At 66.6% G+C, this 13,760-nt stretch carries 13 protein-coding genes, 1 tRNA gene and 2 pseudogenes; 11 read left to right on the forward strand and 5 right to left on the reverse strand.

Features of this window, described 5'->3' with window-relative positions; translation table 11 throughout:
- The first annotated feature begins 3 nt into the window (after positions 1–3).
- The 5 genes and pseudogenes from ACOGXE_RS15690 (at position 4) to ACOGXE_RS15710 (ending at position 4,893) form a co-directional block, all read left to right on the forward strand.
- On the forward strand, positions 4–1,143 hold the full coding sequence (locus ACOGXE_RS15690) for an ABC transporter permease (protein WP_419931828.1): 1,140 nt from the start codon (positions 4–6) through the stop codon (positions 1,141–1,143).
- Positions 1,136–1,966, forward strand: a complete 831-nt coding sequence (locus ACOGXE_RS15695; RefSeq protein ID WP_419931829.1) for an ABC transporter permease — start codon at positions 1,136–1,138, stop codon at positions 1,964–1,966. Before ACOGXE_RS15690 ends, ACOGXE_RS15695 begins: the two co-directional genes overlap by 8 nt.
- A gap of 42 nt (positions 1,967–2,008) precedes the next feature.
- Positions 2,009–2,383 (forward strand): annotated as a pseudogene (locus tag ACOGXE_RS15700) (ATP-binding cassette domain-containing protein); the annotation flags it as partial.
- A gap of 687 nt (positions 2,384–3,070) precedes the next feature.
- Positions 3,071–3,742: pseudogene (locus ACOGXE_RS15705) on the forward strand (oligopeptide/dipeptide ABC transporter ATP-binding protein); the annotation flags it as partial.
- The gene (locus ACOGXE_RS15710; protein WP_419931830.1) at positions 3,739–4,893 is read left to right on the forward strand and encodes an ABC transporter ATP-binding protein; all 1,155 of its coding nucleotides are present in this window, start codon (positions 3,739–3,741) and stop codon (positions 4,891–4,893) included. The pseudogene ACOGXE_RS15705 and the gene ACOGXE_RS15710, both read left to right, overlap by 4 nt.
- A gap of 51 nt (positions 4,894–4,944) precedes the next feature.
- Here ACOGXE_RS15710 and ACOGXE_RS15715 read toward each other — a convergent pair whose 3' ends face one another.
- Entirely contained in the window at positions 4,945–5,514 is a 570-nt protein-coding gene (locus tag ACOGXE_RS15715) for a hypothetical protein (RefSeq protein ID WP_419931831.1), read from the reverse strand.
- 133 nt (positions 5,515–5,647) lie between these two features.
- Here ACOGXE_RS15715 and ACOGXE_RS15720 point away from each other — a divergent pair, with 133 nt between their 5' ends.
- Together ACOGXE_RS15720 and ACOGXE_RS15725 are read left to right on the forward strand one after the other, a co-directional pair.
- Positions 5,648–6,424 carry an inositol monophosphatase family protein gene (locus ACOGXE_RS15720; RefSeq protein ID WP_419931832.1) on the forward strand — a complete coding sequence of 259 codons (777 nt, stop codon included), beginning with the start codon at positions 5,648–5,650 and terminating at the stop codon, positions 6,422–6,424.
- A 21-nt stretch (positions 6,425–6,445) separates the two neighbouring features.
- A tRNA-Val gene (locus tag ACOGXE_RS15725) sits at positions 6,446–6,519 on the forward strand.
- Between the two features lie 57 nt (positions 6,520–6,576).
- On the opposite strand, the gene ACOGXE_RS15730 is transcribed toward ACOGXE_RS15725, so the two are convergent.
- Both ACOGXE_RS15730 and ACOGXE_RS15735 read right to left on the reverse strand, forming a co-directional pair.
- A complete protein-coding gene (locus tag ACOGXE_RS15730; protein ID WP_419931833.1) occupies positions 6,577–7,710 on the reverse strand; it encodes a DUF1295 domain-containing protein in 1,134 nt (377 codons plus the stop codon).
- A gap of 39 nt (positions 7,711–7,749) precedes the next feature.
- A complete protein-coding gene (locus ACOGXE_RS15735; protein WP_419931834.1) occupies positions 7,750–8,883 on the reverse strand; it encodes an ergosterol biosynthesis protein in 1,134 nt (377 codons plus the stop codon).
- Between the two features lie 129 nt (positions 8,884–9,012).
- On the opposite strand from ACOGXE_RS15735, the gene ACOGXE_RS15740 reads away from it, so the two are divergent.
- Together ACOGXE_RS15740 and ACOGXE_RS15745 are read left to right on the forward strand one after the other, a co-directional pair.
- Positions 9,013–9,141, forward strand: coding sequence for a hypothetical protein (locus ACOGXE_RS15740; protein WP_419931835.1), 129 nt, complete (start codon positions 9,013–9,015; stop codon positions 9,139–9,141).
- 18 nt (positions 9,142–9,159) lie between these two features.
- A complete protein-coding gene (locus tag ACOGXE_RS15745) occupies positions 9,160–9,501 on the forward strand; it encodes a peroxiredoxin (RefSeq protein WP_419931836.1) in 342 nt (113 codons plus the stop codon).
- 41 nt (positions 9,502–9,542) lie between these two features.
- Here ACOGXE_RS15745 and ACOGXE_RS15750 read toward each other — a convergent pair whose 3' ends face one another.
- Positions 9,543–9,893 carry a thioesterase family protein gene (locus ACOGXE_RS15750; protein WP_419931837.1) on the reverse strand — a complete coding sequence of 117 codons (351 nt, stop codon included), beginning with the start codon at positions 9,891–9,893 and terminating at the stop codon, positions 9,543–9,545.
- 63 nt (positions 9,894–9,956) lie between these two features.
- On the opposite strand from ACOGXE_RS15750, the gene ACOGXE_RS15755 reads away from it, so the two are divergent.
- Both ACOGXE_RS15755 and ACOGXE_RS15760 read left to right on the forward strand, forming a co-directional pair.
- Positions 9,957–10,460, forward strand: a complete 504-nt coding sequence (locus tag ACOGXE_RS15755) for an FABP family protein (protein ID WP_419931838.1) — start codon at positions 9,957–9,959, stop codon at positions 10,458–10,460.
- Between the two features lie 201 nt (positions 10,461–10,661).
- Positions 10,662–12,707, forward strand: coding sequence for a flavin-containing monooxygenase (locus ACOGXE_RS15760; RefSeq protein ID WP_419931839.1), 2,046 nt, complete (start codon positions 10,662–10,664; stop codon positions 12,705–12,707).
- Between the two features lie 25 nt (positions 12,708–12,732).
- On the opposite strand, the gene ltaE is transcribed toward ACOGXE_RS15760, so the two are convergent.
- The gene (ltaE, locus tag ACOGXE_RS15765) at positions 12,733–13,737 is read right to left on the reverse strand and encodes a low-specificity L-threonine aldolase (protein ID WP_419931840.1); all 1,005 of its coding nucleotides are present in this window, start codon (positions 13,735–13,737) and stop codon (positions 12,733–12,735) included.
- Positions 13,738–13,760: the final 23 nt, after the last annotated feature.

The following is a 13,760-nucleotide window of genomic DNA, read 5'->3' on the forward strand; positions in this document are numbered from 1 at the left end:
GCGATGAAGCAGGCCGTCCGCGATCAGCTCGGCCGCATCGTCGCGGCGGCACTGCTGGCCACGATTGTGTGGGCGTGGATCTGGCGACCCCCGTTCAGCTGGACCTTCGGCGTACTGGTGCTCATCGGCACCGTCGGGGCTGGCATTGCTGACGGCCGGTACGCATTGCGGCGTATCGCCAGCGTCATCCCGGTACTGGTCGGTGTGTCGTTCGTGGTGTTCGCGCTGATGGCGAGCCTGCCCGGCGACCCCGCCATCAACATCCTGGGACCGGCTGCCACCGCAGATCAGATCGCCATCGTCCGCACCGAGCTGGGGCTCGACGAGCCATTCTTCAATCGGTACGGCAACTGGCTGGGCGGCGTGCTGACGGGAGATCTCGGAACCTCGATCGTGCTGCGCGAGGACGTTGCCGACGGTATCTCGCGCTCGATGACCCCGACGCTGCAGATCATGGCGTATTCGGTGGTGCTGGCTCTCGGCTTCGCGATCCCGCTGGGCATCTGGGCCGGCTACCGGCAGGGCACCAAGACCGACGGCACGATCAACAACGTGATGCTGGGATTCCTGGCCACGCCGAATTTCGTTCTCGCTGTCATGCTCGTGCTTTTCTTCGCGATCGGGGGGCTCAGCGTCGCAGGCAACGAGATCGGATTCCGGGCGCTTCCTGCGGCGCGCTACGTACCGCTCGGCGAGGACGTGGTGTTGCACTTCAAGCACATGCTGCTGCCGTCGCTGGCCTTGGCGATGGGCCAAGCTGCCGTCTTCATGCGCTTGCTCCGGTCGGACATGATCGCCACGCTGCGCCTGCCGTTCATCGACCTGGCGCGCAGCAAGGGGCTGCCGACGCGACGGATCCTGTGGCGGCACGCGCTGCGGCCGTCGAGTTTCACGCTGCTGACGGTCGTGGGGCTGACTGTCGGTCTGCTCATCGGCGGAGCGCTGATCATCGAGTTCATCTTCACGATCCCAGGTGTGGGGGCGTACATCTTCCTGGGCGTGACCCAGCGAGATTTCATCGCCGTGCAGGGAGGCGTGCTGGTGATCTCGACGCTGTACATCGTCGTGCTCACCATGTCCGATTTCCTGTATCTGGCGCTGGATCCGCGGCTGCGCGGCCGGGAGGTGGGCACTCGTGCGTAAGCGTCTGGGTTTCGTCTTCTGGCTGGCGGTGGTGTATCTCGTCGTGCTCGCTGTCGCCGCTGTGTTCGCCGACGTGCTGCCCATCAAGGATCCGGCCGAGACCTTCCCGGGCACATCGAAACAGGGCCCGAGCCTGTCGCACTGGTTCGGCAACGACGGCGTCGGCCGGGATGTCTTCAGCCGGGTCATCTACGGCGCGCAGGTGAGCCTGGTGATCTCGACCGTCGGCACGGTGCTGGCGCTGATCATCGGCGGCCTGCTGGGCATGGTCTCGGGGTACTACGGCAGCCGGGTCGACCGCTGGCTCACGGCCACGCTGAACGCGTCGCTCGTGATCCCGCCGCTGATCCTGTTCCTCGCGTTGGTGCTGTTCCTGGACTCCGAAGCCAAGCGGCGCATCTTCATCCTGGTGTTCACCTTCGTGCTGCTGTCGATCGCACCGATTGCCCGCGTCGTGCGTGCCGCCACCTTGAGCTGGGCAGGGCAGGACTTCGTGCTCGCCGCCAGGACGCTCGGGGCCCGGGACGGCAGGGTGCTGTTCCGCGAGATCCTGCCGAACGTGGCGCCCTCGTTCGTCAGCTACTCGCTCATCATCATGGCGGGCCTGATCGTCGTGGAGGGCTCGGTGGCGTTCCTGGGCTTGAGCGTCCCGCCGCCGACGCCCACTTGGGGCGACATGATCAACAAGGGGCGCACGAACCTCGATGTCGCCGCGCATATCAGTCTGATGCCCGCAATCGTCATGTTCGTGACGGTGCTGGCTCTCAATTTCGTGGGCGACAAGCTGCAGCAGTACTTCGAGCCGCGGGAGTCGGTCCTGTGAGGACTGTGTTCGTGAGGATTGCGCTGTGAGGTCGGGTTTCTGATGGCTGGCAGCGGCAACGCCCACCTGCGCCCGCAGGCGCTGCTGAGCGCGCGGGACTTGGTGGTCGAGTTCCCGGCGGCCGGCGGCCGCACGGTGCACGCGGTCTCGGGCGTGTCGCTCGACCTGGTGGAGGGCGAGACTCTCGGGCTGGTCGGCGAGTCGGGCTGCGGCAAGAGCACGACGGGGCGGGCGATCCTGCAGCTGCCAGGGCCGACATCGGGCACGGTGCAGCTCGCTGGCCAGGAGCTGACCGAGCTCGACGAGGACGCCATTCGCGAGGTCCGGCCCCGGCTGCAGATGATCTACCAGGACCCGATCTCGTCGCTGAACCCCCGGCGCCGCGTGCGCGACATCATCGCCGAGCCGCTGTTCATTGCCCTCGAGAACGTGTCGAGGCGAACCGCCATGGCCGTGTGGCAGGACCGCATCGGCGAGCTGCTGCAGAACCTGTTGCGGCGAGCCTCAGCACCGATGCGCATCGTGGGCTTGCTGGCCTCGGTGGCCTTCGTGCTGTGGATCCTGTCAGAGACAGTGGAGGAGCGCGCTGCTGAGCCGTGGCTGGGGTGGACGCAGGTGCCTGCGGCGGTCATCGGCTTCCCGTCGCTTGCGTTGCTGCTGCTTGCCGCTGCGATCGCGCTCCTCTTGGGTCTGACCTGGGTACTGCTGGCATTGATGCTGCCGTTCAGCTTGATGTCGCGTCAGTTCGGCGAGGTCTCAGCTGCCGTCGGGCTCGCGGGCGTGGTTGTCACCACTGGCGCCAGCGCGTTCTTGCTGTGGCGCACCTGGTCGAGTTTCGGGGGCTGGGCGCAGTGGCTGAACTCCGGCGGGCTGATCTTGCTCACCGCCGTGCTAGCGGTGTGGCTTGTGCTGTCGATAGCGAAGCCCGAGCGCGCCGGCGCCAGCGGGGTCGCCACGACGCTGAGCGCCATGGTGGTGTTGCAGGTGTTCTACATCGCCGGTCTGGACGGAGGCGTCAAGCTGGCCGTGCTGGTGGCATCGGCGGTCGTCGACGCCCTGCTGTTCCGCTGGGTGCTGCGGTGCTACCGGACGAATCGCGACGTCGAGCGCGAGCGGGCCGAGCCGCGCGTGCGGGAGGTGCTCGACTACGTCGGCATCAACCCCGACGATGCCTTGGACCGACGCCCGTGGGAGTTCTCGGGAGGCCAGGCACAACGACTCTCGATTGCGCGGGCACTCGTCAGCGTGCCCCAGGTGATCATCTGCGACGAGCCCGTGTCGTCTCTGGACGTGTCGGTGCAGGCGCAGATCCTCAATTTGCTCGAAGACCTCAAGAACCTCATGGGCCTGACGCTGATCTTCATCGCGCATGACCTGGCGGTAGTCAAGAACGTGAGCGACCGGGTGGCGGTCATGTACCTGGGCAAGCTGTGCGAGGTCAGCGAACCCGATGCGATGTTCGACCAGCCCGCGCATCCGTACACGGAACTGCTGCTGGCGGCGATACCGCAGCCAGACCCAGAAGCAGAGCTGGGGTCGGGACGTATCGGCGGTGAGCTGCCTTCGCCGATGGATCCCCCGTCGGGCTGCCGTTTCCGCACGCGCTGCCCGCATGCTGCCGAGCGCTGCGCAGCCGAGGAGCCCGAGATGCGCGAGATCGCACCGGGCCGGTTCGTGGCCTGCCACTTTCCGCTGGTGGGCGAGCTGGCGCCCGAGCGTGTCGAGCCGGCCGACGTTATGACCGGAACAGCCCCGGCATCGCAGGGGGCCTCATGACGGACGCGTCGAGAGCGGCCGAGCGGCACGCTGAGGGGTCACCTCTGCTTGAGGTTGCCGACCTGCGCACGGCGTTTCACACCGCTGCCGGCCCGCTGGTTGCCGTCGACGGGGTCGAGTGGTCCTTGCGCAGGGGGGCTCGCCTCGGCGTAGTGGGGGAATCAGGCTCGGGCAAGTCGGTGATGTCCCGCTCGATCATGCGACTGCTGCCCAAGTCGAGGGTGACGTCGACGGGCGAGGTCACCTTCGACGGTATCGACATGATGTCGCTGGGCCGCCGGGAGCTGCTCGAGATGTGGGGGCCACAGCTCTCGATGGTCTTCCAGGACCCGCTCGGCTCGCTCAATCCGGTCATGAAGATCGGCAAGCAGGTGGGCGAGGGCTTGCGTGTGCACCGTGACCTCTCGGCACGCGCCGCACGCAGCGCAGCGCTCGACCTGCTCGAAGAGGTGGGCATTCCCGAGCCGCACCGGCGCATTGACGAATACCCCCATCAGCTCTCGGGCGGGATGCGCCAGCGCATCGTGATCGCCATCGCCTTGGCGTGCAGTCCTCGCCTGCTCATTGCGGACGAGCCCACCACGGCACTGGATGTCACCGTCCAGGCGCAGATTCTGGATCTCCTCGAGGCCGAGCGGGCCGAGCGTGACATGTCGCTCGTCCTCATCACTCACGACCTCGGAATCGTGGCCGGTCGCACCGACGAGATCATCGTGATGTACGCGGGGCGCATCGTGGAGCGCGCCTCGACCAAGACGCTCTTTCGCGACATGAAGATGCCCTACACCGAGGCGCTGTTCCGGTCGATCCCGAAAGTCACCGACGACAGCCATGCGCGCTTGGAGATCATCGGCGGCCAGCCGCCCCAGATGACTCACCTTCCGTCAGGCTGCAAGTTCGCGCCTCGCTGCAAGTACGCGCAGGACCTCTGCTACGCCGAAGAGCCGGCGCTCATCGAGGTGCCGACGAAAGCGCCAACCCGATCTGTCGTTGCCGGCGGCGGCGATGACGGCGAGACAGACCCGGACGCAGGCACCCACCTGTACCGGTGCTTCTACCCGGTCGGCACGCCTGAGGCGGCGGAGGCATTCGAGCGCAACATAGCGTCAGGCCGGGTCAGCGAAGCCGGAGTCGTCATCAACCCCACCTGACGACGGCGCCGCAGCGGACGCAGGCCGATGCGGCCGAATGTGCCGAGACCGTTACGAGGGGACCTCGTCGTACCAGTCATTGGCGTGGTGCAGCAGGTAGTCGCAGATCTTGGTGCACAGGTCGAAGGGCTCGCACATATCGTCTTCGCCCCGTAGCAGCGCCTGGAGCGACAGCTCCTTGCGGGCCACGATCATGAGCGTCCGCTTGGCTGGGTCGGTCACTGAGGTCAGCGAGTCGATGGCAGAGACCTCGACCGGCAGGGCTGTGCCTCCCAGCCCGGCGAGGTCGGTCGCCAGGACGAGCATGTCGGGGCTGTGGTCGAGCGGCGGCAGGGCCCAGGTGAAGTGCAGCGGCAGCCAGAACTCGTCGGGGGGAAGATCGTCCTCCGGCGTCGCCCACAGCACATCCTCGAAGGACAGCATCGTGCGCGGATCGACCTCCAGCGTGAGATGCAGGTCGAGCGGCCCCCCGCAGGCCTCTGCTGGGTGCAGGTCGACCTCCCACGTCTGGCGCAGGCTGTAGGTCTCGATGAACTGCCGCTCGTCATGGATATGAAACCCGTGCGCGTGCGCATGGTCTTTCAGGCTGGTCACGTAGCCGGCGATATCGATCGCTGCCATCAGGACGCTCCCCACGCTGCGCCGAGTCGATGCGCGGAGGCTATAGCCCGCCACGGTCCGTCTCGACCGGAATATTCGTGCTGCGCCGTCGATGCGGGGAGGGGTCACGCGGGCCGTCGGTAGTCTCCGGCCGATGACGGCCGTCGGCGACTGGCGCGGGGATTGGCTCAGCCTGCTGCGGCAGACGGCGGACGCTGTCCAGGCGGCGCTCAGCACGTTCGATCGTTGGCACGACGGCGGCGACCGCCCGGATCAGTATGCGCTCGACCAGGTGGCAGACGCTGCGGCGCTCGAGGTGCTCGACGCGGCTGGCGTGGGCGTGCTGAGCGAGGAATCGGGCCTGCGTCCGGGCAGCGGTGCCAGCACCGTCATCATCGACCCGGTCGACGGCTCGACCAATGCCTCGCGGGGTATCCCGCACTACTGCATCAGCCTGTGCGCCGTGGAAGGGCTCACGCCAGTGGCAGGTCTGGTGCGACACCTTGTGTCGGGCGAGGAGTTCACGGCTACCGCCGGCGACGGCGCGCGCCGGAACGGCCAGCCGATCATCCCCAGCGGACGCACGAACGGCGAGCGGGCGGTCATCGGCGTCTCGGGTCGCCCCGGCGCTGACCTTCCGGTCTGGCAGGTACGGGTGCTCGGCTCCGCCGCGTTGGACCTGTGCGCCGTCGCCTGCGGTCGGCTCGACGCCTACATCGACCTCAACTCGAACCACGGCGTCTGGGACTACGCAGCGGGCGTCCTGATCTGCGCCGAAGCAGGCGCATGGACCGGCGAGGCTGGTGGCAGGGAGCTCTTCCACCTCAGCCACAGCGAGCGCAGGGGCCCGGTCGCGGCCAGCACCGCCGAGCTGGCCGTGCTGCTCGGGCATGCTCAGCATGAGGAATCTGCGCCAGGAGCCGAACGGTAGCCTGCGAAGCCCCGCCGGCGGGGGCGCTTAGCTCAGATGGCGAGAGCACCTCCCTTACAAGGAGGGGGTCGCAGGTTCGAGTCCTGCAGCGCCCACTGATGCGGGCGGCACGGGTGATCGGTCGACGCTGAATCGGCTAGGAATGCGTCCGCTCAGTAGATGCCGGGGATGATGCGGTAGGGGACGCGCTCTCGGTACTCGGTCCATTTCTCGAGGCCGTACTTCTGCGCGCAGCGCTTGTCGTCGTCCATCTGCCGGTAGCTGAACAGCGCAAAGACATAGATCAGGTAGAGCCACGCCCAGAGGTTGCCGAAGTGGCCCCACGCCACGGCGAGGCCCAACCCGTAGAACACTTCGCCCATGTAGTTGGGATGGCGGGATGCGCCCCAGAAGCCGCTGCAGAGAATCTTGCGCTCGCCGGCTTCGATGATCTCGGGCTTGATGCCCAGGAAGCTGCGTTCGGGCCATCGCTTGAAGGTGTACTTCTGCATGTTGGCGCCACGGCTGATGCACCAGCCCGTCACGTAGAGCGCCGGTGCGCCGATCAGCCAGAGCGCGCGCCAACCCCCTGCGTGGCCCGGGTCCGGGTGCGCTGCCATGCCCCACATCGGGATGATGAACATCCAGCCGTAGACGAACAGGCCGCCCCAGAACATCTTGAACCCGAGGCGCTCGTAGATGATGTCGAACGTGTAGAGCTGCACTCGCTCGAAGATGAAGTAGTCGAAGACGTAGAGGGTGAAGAACGCTGCGAAGAGGTACGCGCCCGGATTCGGGTTGTCGACGTTCTCGTAGTGCCAGACTGCGCCGGAGAAGGCGTTGAGCGACAGCATCGTGCCGCCCACCACGTAGAAGTACATCTTGAGATCGATGCGGTTGTTGAAGAACTGCATTTCCTGGGCGCGGCCGAACCAACATGCCAGGAACTTGTTCTTGACGTCGCCCTCGGGCTGGCTGAACACGGCGATCAGCGTCATGATGACGGCCAAGGCCGTGCCGCCGGCTACGGCGTACAGCGATGAGCGGTAGAACCAGTCGCGTGGCATGCCGGTGAGCTCGAACCACCACAGCGCTTGGGCCACCACGAACACTGCCAACCCGTTGAGGCGGTAGCTGCGGGGCTGGCCCGTCTCGGCGTCGATGACGTATCCGGGAACGCGCTTGCCGGGAATGACCGTCTGCAGCACGAAGAACGCGGCCATCACGAACAGCGGTGTGAGGAATCCCAGCACCGCCTCGCCCGCCGTCAACTCGACCAAGTGGCCGATGCCGAGCCGCTCGAACATCGGTGGCCTCCTCTCCGGTACCCCTGCAGCCGGCCGGCGCTAGAAGACGCCGGGGATGATCCGGTACGGCACCCGGGCCTGGTATTCGGCCCACTTCTCTGCGCCGTATTTCTCGGCGCAGACCTTGTCGTCCTCGAACTGGCGAGGCACGAAGAAGGTCACGATGAGGATCAAGTAGCTCCAGGCCCACAGGTTGGTGAAGTGCCCGAACACCAGCGCGTTGGACAGCCCGTACAGGGCTTCGCCGGAGTAGCCGAAGTGCCTCGCCTTCCCCCAGAAGCCGCTGCAGAGGATCTTGCGGTCGCCGGCCACGATGATCTCCGGCTTGATGCCCAGGAAGGGGCGATCGGGCCAGCGCTTGAAGGTGTACTTCTGCATGTTGGAGCCACGTGAGATCACCCAGCCCGCCACGAACAGCACGGCGCTGCCGATCAGCCAGAAGTACATCCAGCCGCCGGCCCAGCCCGGATCGGGATGTTTCGCCAAGCCCCACAGCGGCAGCACGAACATCCAGCCCCACACGAACGGTCCGCCCCAGACGAGCTTGAATCCGACGTTCTCGTGGATGAGGTCGTAGGTGTAGAGCTGCACCCGCTCCCACACGAAGTAGTCGAAGACGTAGAAGGAGTTGATGACGACGTAGAGGATCAGGCCGGGATTGACGTCATCGACGAAGTCGACATGCCATGCGAGCCCCGACCAGGCGTTGAGCGACAGCATCGTGCCGCCGACGATGTAGAAGTACATCTTGAGGTCGAAGCGGTTGTTGAAGAACTGCAGTTCCTGCGCTCGGCCGAGATAGAACGCCTTGAGCGGGTTCTTGTGCTCGCCCGGGGGCTGGGTGAACACCACGAACATGGTCGCGATGGCGGCGATAATCACGCCGCCGGCGATCGCGTACATGGTCGACTCGTAGAACCACTCCCGCGGCAGGCCGAACAGCTCGAACGCCCAGACGATGTGCGCGAGGACGAACACCAAGATGCCGTTGAGCCGGTAGCTGCGGGGCTCGCCGGTCTCACGGTTGGTGGCGTAGCCGGTCACGCGCCGGGCGGGCAGGATCATGTGTGCCACGAAGACGAAAGCGCAGACGAACAGCGGCGTGAGGAATCCCAGCACCGCCTCGCCGGCAGTCAGCTTGAACAGATGGTCGATGCCCAGCCAGTCGGTCATGAGGTGCACCCCTTCTCACGCATGCATGCGTCGACCGCCAGTATTGCCTTCAGCGGGGTGTGCCTGAGGGACTCGACGGGGCATCCGGCGGTAGTGTCCGGCGGCACCGGCAGAAAGGCGAGGCAACCGATGAAGCTCGACAGCGGAGACATGTTCCCCGAGCTCACCCTGAGCGATCTCGATGGCGGGCAGGTCACGATCCCCGACGTCTTCGGCGACGGCTGGGGCGTGGTGCTGGTGTACCGGGGCCACTGGTGACCGTACTGCCGTCAACAGTTGGTTGACTTCGACGGTGCAGGCTCGCTGCTCAAAACGCTGGGCGCCAGCGTCGTGGCGCTCTCAGTGGACGACAAGGACACCACGCAGCGGTTGTCAGACGGCTTGCAGCTGCGCACGGTGAAGATGCTGCACAGCGCCGACATGGCCGAGGTGTCGTCGCTCACCGGTGCCTACACCGAAGAGGCGCGGGGCATCCTGCACGCCACCGGGTTCATCTTGGCGCCGGGCGGCAAGGTCGCCCAAGCGTGCTACTCGACTGGGCCCATCGGTCGGTTCACCGCGCTTGACACGATGCGGATCATCCGATTCGTGCAGCAAATGCGGGCGCGCCAAGGCTGATCACCCCAGCCTTCAGCCGTCCCGCGCCTAGTGCTGGGCGGCTAACCACCCACGATGAACCGCTGGTGGGTGCCTTCGGAGATCAGTGTGTCGCCGTGGGTGACCGTGATGTCGAACACCAGGCGGCGGCGGTCGATCTCGCTGATCTCGCCCGACACCACGACATCCTCGCCCGAGGACACTGCGGCCTGGTGGCTCACGCAGATGTGGATGCCCACGGTCGTCTGGCCCTCGTCGAGGTGCGGCTGGACACCGAACAGGCACGTGCCCTCGATGAGCCGGACCATGTCAGGGGTGGACAGCACCTTGTTGGGCAGGTGCGGCGGTGACATCTCGTCGGTGACCCGGTGTGTCTCACTGACACCGAATCCGACCTCTAAGGCTGCGCTCATGGCGGCAGACCCTAGAGGTTGCGCTCGGGTTTGGCCGCAGAGCCCGCCTACTAGCTTGCGGGAATGGCAGAGCTGCACCCGAACTGTGTGCCCCTCGCCCCGCTGCTGGGAACCTGGCAGGGCGGCGGCACGGGCCAGTACCCGACCATCGACGACTTCTCCTACACCGAGGAGCTGACGTTCGGCCATGTGGGCAAGCCGTTCGTGTCAATGATCCAGCGCACTCGCAACGCCGTCACCGGTGAGCCGCTGCACTCGGAGGCCGGCTACCTGCGGGCGGTGGGAGACGGCCGGATCGAGCTCTCGCTGGCACAGCCGTCAGGCGTCACCGAGATCTGCCTCGGGATGGTGCGCACGACCGCCGACGGCTTGGCGATCGAGCTGGAAAGCGAGCACGTGGGGCTGAGTCCCACCGCCAAGGAGGTCACCTCGGTGCGGCGGGAGCTGAGCATCGCCGGGCTGGGTTCCGGCGAGGGTCCCACGCTGGTCTCCGAGCTGTGGATGGCCGCCGTGGGGCACGGCGAACTGCTGCATCACCTGCGCGGCGAACTGGCGCTGCAGGACTGACGTCGCCAGATCAGCTCACCGCGCGCATTGGCCGCTGCTTCACACCGGGTTCGACCGGCTGCGACGCCCTACGCTGGCCTGTTGGCAGAGGGGGGAGCGATGTCTCAGGTGTCGCAGACGAGTGGATCCAGCGGGGCAAGCGCATCGAACGGCGCAGGTGCGTCTTCCTATGGTGCGCCGACGGCCGCCGGCCGGCCCGACGTGGACGATGAGACGCTCGCTGCCGCAGTTGCCGTGGCCAACATCCCGACGCTGCTGATGGTGCTGGTCCAGATGACCGGCGAGCTGCACTGGCTGGACGAGCCGTATCGCCCCCAGCGCCAGCCCGGCTTGGGGGACAACGACACCGGTGGTCTCGCGCCTTCCCATCAGCAGGAGGTGCGCGACGCAGCGCTGGAAGCCATCGCGGCATGGCGCGATGGCCGCCCGATGGCAATTCCCGAACCCGATGACGCACTGATCGTGCGCATGCTCAGCACCGCGATGGGCGAGCATGTGCCCGACGAGTACGGCGCCTTTACCGCCGCCCAGCTCGGCCTTGCCAAGTTCCTGGATCACGACCCCATCGATGTCCCCGCCGGCTTCAAGGTGCTGGTGATCGGCGCCGGCGCCTCGGGGCTGTGCGCTGCCATCAACCTGAAGCAGGCTGGCGTGCCCTTCGAGATGGTCGAGCGCAACGGCACAGTGGGCGGCGTGTGGTGGGAGAACCGCTACCCGGGTGCCGGCGTCGACACGCCGAACCACCTCTACTCGTACTCGTTCGCGCCGCACGACTGGAAGATGTACTTCTGCCTGCGCGACGAGCTGCACGGCTACCTCGAGAAGGTGGCGGACGACTTCGATGTGCGCGACGGCATCCGCTTCAACACGTCGGTGGAGCGCATCAGCTACGACGCCGAGCGTCAGGTCTGGCGGGCCGAAGTGCGCCATGTGGCTGACAATGAAGGTCGCTGGGAGACCGGACGGCTGGGGCTGAGCGCCACGCCCGACGAGACCGGGCTGCGGCGGCGGGACGACGGAGCGGCGACCGCTCCCGGCGCGAACGGCCATGCCCAGGCCGCCGACGGACCCGCGGAGATCATCGAGGCCAACGTCGTCATCAGCGCTGCAGGCATCTTCAACCCGCCGATCCGCCCCAACATCGACGGTCTGGAGACCTGGAGCGGCGAGACCTGGCACACATCGCGCTGGCCCGCCGATGCCGATGTCAGCGGCAAGCGGGTGGCAATCGTGGGAAACGGGGCAAGCTGCATGCAGACGGCTCCCGAGATCCAGAACGACGTGGAGTCGCTCACGATTTACCAGCGCTCCAACCATTGGGCAGCGCCGTTCGAGCAGTTCCGCAAGCCGGTGCCCGACGCCATGCGGACCCTGTTCGAGGCGGTGCCGCTGTACCGGGCCTGGTACCGGGTGCGCTTGGGCTGGACGTTCAACGACCGCATCCACACGGCCCTGCAGAAGGACCCCGACTGGGAGCACCCTGAGCGCTCCCTCAACGCGCAGAACGACGCCCACCGCGCCTACTTCGCCCGGTACGTGATCGACGAACTGGGCGACCGGGCCGACGAGCTGGCAGACCGGGTGCTGCCCACCTACCCGCCATTCGGCAAGCGCATGCTGATGGACAACGGCTGGTACCGGATGCTGCGCAACCCCAACGTGGAGCTGGTCGACAACCCGATCGCCGAGATCTCCAGCCGGACGATCCGCACTGCGGACGGCACCGAACGGGAAGCCGACGTGCTGGTGCTGGCCACCGGCTTCGACGTGCTGCGGTTCATCACCACCTACGAGGCGACTGGTCGCTCGGGCCGCAGCCTGCGCGAGTCGTGGGGCGATGACGACGCCAGCGCCTACTTGGGCACGGTCACCCCGGACTTTCCCAATTTCTTCACGCTGTACGGACCCAACTTGCAGCCCGGACACGGCGGCAGCCTGATCTTCGTGGTGGAGATGCAGGTGCGCTACGTGATGGACATGATCGCCAAGATGTGCGCCGAAGGCCTCGGCTCGGTCGAGGTGCGCCGGGAGGTGCACGACGCCTACCGGGGCCGGGTGGACGAGGCGCATGAGCACATGGTGTGGACCCATCCGGGCATGACCAGCTACTACCGCAACGAGGCGGGCCGGATCGTTGTCAACTCGCCGTGGCGCAACGTCGACTACTTCGACATGACCTCCGAAGCCGATCTCGACGACTACGTCTGCGAGCCCCGAGTCGCCGACCGGGAGCTCGTCGCCGACTGAGACGTCGCGGAGGCCTTGCCTCGGCCTATACCGCTAGTTCGGCAGCGATGGCTTGCAGTGCTGTGTCGACGTCGACTTCGGTGACATCGATATGCAGCACCATGCGGGAGCGGCCGAAGCGCCAGTCGGCCAAAACGCCACGGGCCTCGACACGCTTGCCGAGCGTCGGATCGTCCCGGTCCAGCTGTGAGAACACCATGTTCGTGTTGCATCCGGTCACCGTGATGCCTTCAAGGGCATCGAGACCAGCGGCCAGGCGAGCGGCATTGGCATGGTCGTCGGCCAGCCGGTCGATGTGATGCTGCAAGGCGTAGAGACCGCCCGCAGCGATGATGCCGGCCTGGCGCATCCCGCCGCCGAGCACTTTGCGCCAACGTCGTGCCTTGTCCACAAGCTCATCGCTCCCGCTCAGCACTGAGCCCACGGGTGCGCCGAGCCCTTTGGACAAACACACCGAGACAGTGTCGAACGGTGCAGCGGCCTCGGCGGGGGACAGGCCCAGCGCTACCGCCGCATTCCACAGCCGGGCGCCGTCGAGGTGCAGCCCGAGGCCGTGGCGGTCTGCAAAGTCGCGCGCTGCCTGATGCTGCTGGGACGTCAGCACTTTGCCGTCGATCGTGTTCTCGAGGCACAACAGCTTGGTACGGGCAAAGTGGCTGTTGTCGGGCTTGACTGCCTCCTCAGCCGCTTCGAGGTCGAGCATGCCGGTGTCGTCGGTGGGCACCGGCTGGGGCTGGATGCTGCCCAGCACCGCTGCTCCGCCGCCCTCGTACATGTAGGTGTGGGCGTGATGGCCGACGATGTACTCGTCGCCTCGTTCGCAGTGCGCCAGCAGCCCGCACAGGTTCGACTGGGTGCCGCTGGGCACGTACAGCGCAGCGGCCTTGCCGAGCAATTCGGCGGTGCAGCGCTCCAGTTCGTTGACCGTGGGATCGTCGCCCCAAACGTCATCGCCGACTTCGGCTGCAGCCATGGCGGCGCGCATCCCCGGCGTCGGCTTGGAGACAGTGTCTGAACGCAGGTCGATCACGGGCGCAAGCCTGCCATGCGTTC

The sequence above is a fragment of the Candidatus Poriferisodalis sp. genome (assembly GCF_965208555.1).
Classification (GTDB): Bacteria; Actinomycetota; Acidimicrobiia; order Acidimicrobiales; family Poriferisodalaceae; genus Poriferisodalis.

What these genes read in the sequence shown, in the direction of transcription:
- ACOGXE_RS15690 (WP_419931828.1), top strand. Translation starts at nt 4, where the DNA reads ATGAAGCAGGCCGTCCGCGATCAGCTCGGCCGCATCGTCGCGGCGGCA.
- ACOGXE_RS15735 (WP_419931834.1), bottom strand. Translation starts at nt 8,883, where the DNA reads ATGACCGACTGGCTGGGCATCGACCATCTGTTCAAGCTGACTGCCGGC.
- ACOGXE_RS15715 (WP_419931831.1), bottom strand. Translation starts at nt 5,514, where the DNA reads ATGGCAGCGATCGATATCGCCGGCTACGTGACCAGCCTGAAAGACCAT.
- ACOGXE_RS15720 (WP_419931832.1), top strand. Translation starts at nt 5,648, where the DNA reads ATGACGGCCGTCGGCGACTGGCGCGGGGATTGGCTCAGCCTGCTGCGG.
- ACOGXE_RS15710 (WP_419931830.1), top strand. Translation starts at nt 3,739, where the DNA reads ATGACGGACGCGTCGAGAGCGGCCGAGCGGCACGCTGAGGGGTCACCT.
- ACOGXE_RS15750 (WP_419931837.1), bottom strand. Translation starts at nt 9,893, where the DNA reads ATGAGCGCAGCCTTAGAGGTCGGATTCGGTGTCAGTGAGACACACCGG.
- ACOGXE_RS15730 (WP_419931833.1), bottom strand. Translation starts at nt 7,710, where the DNA reads ATGTTCGAGCGGCTCGGCATCGGCCACTTGGTCGAGTTGACGGCGGGC.
- ACOGXE_RS15755 (WP_419931838.1), top strand. Translation starts at nt 9,957, where the DNA reads ATGGCAGAGCTGCACCCGAACTGTGTGCCCCTCGCCCCGCTGCTGGGA.
- ACOGXE_RS15740 (WP_419931835.1), top strand. Translation starts at nt 9,013, where the DNA reads ATGAAGCTCGACAGCGGAGACATGTTCCCCGAGCTCACCCTGAGCGAT.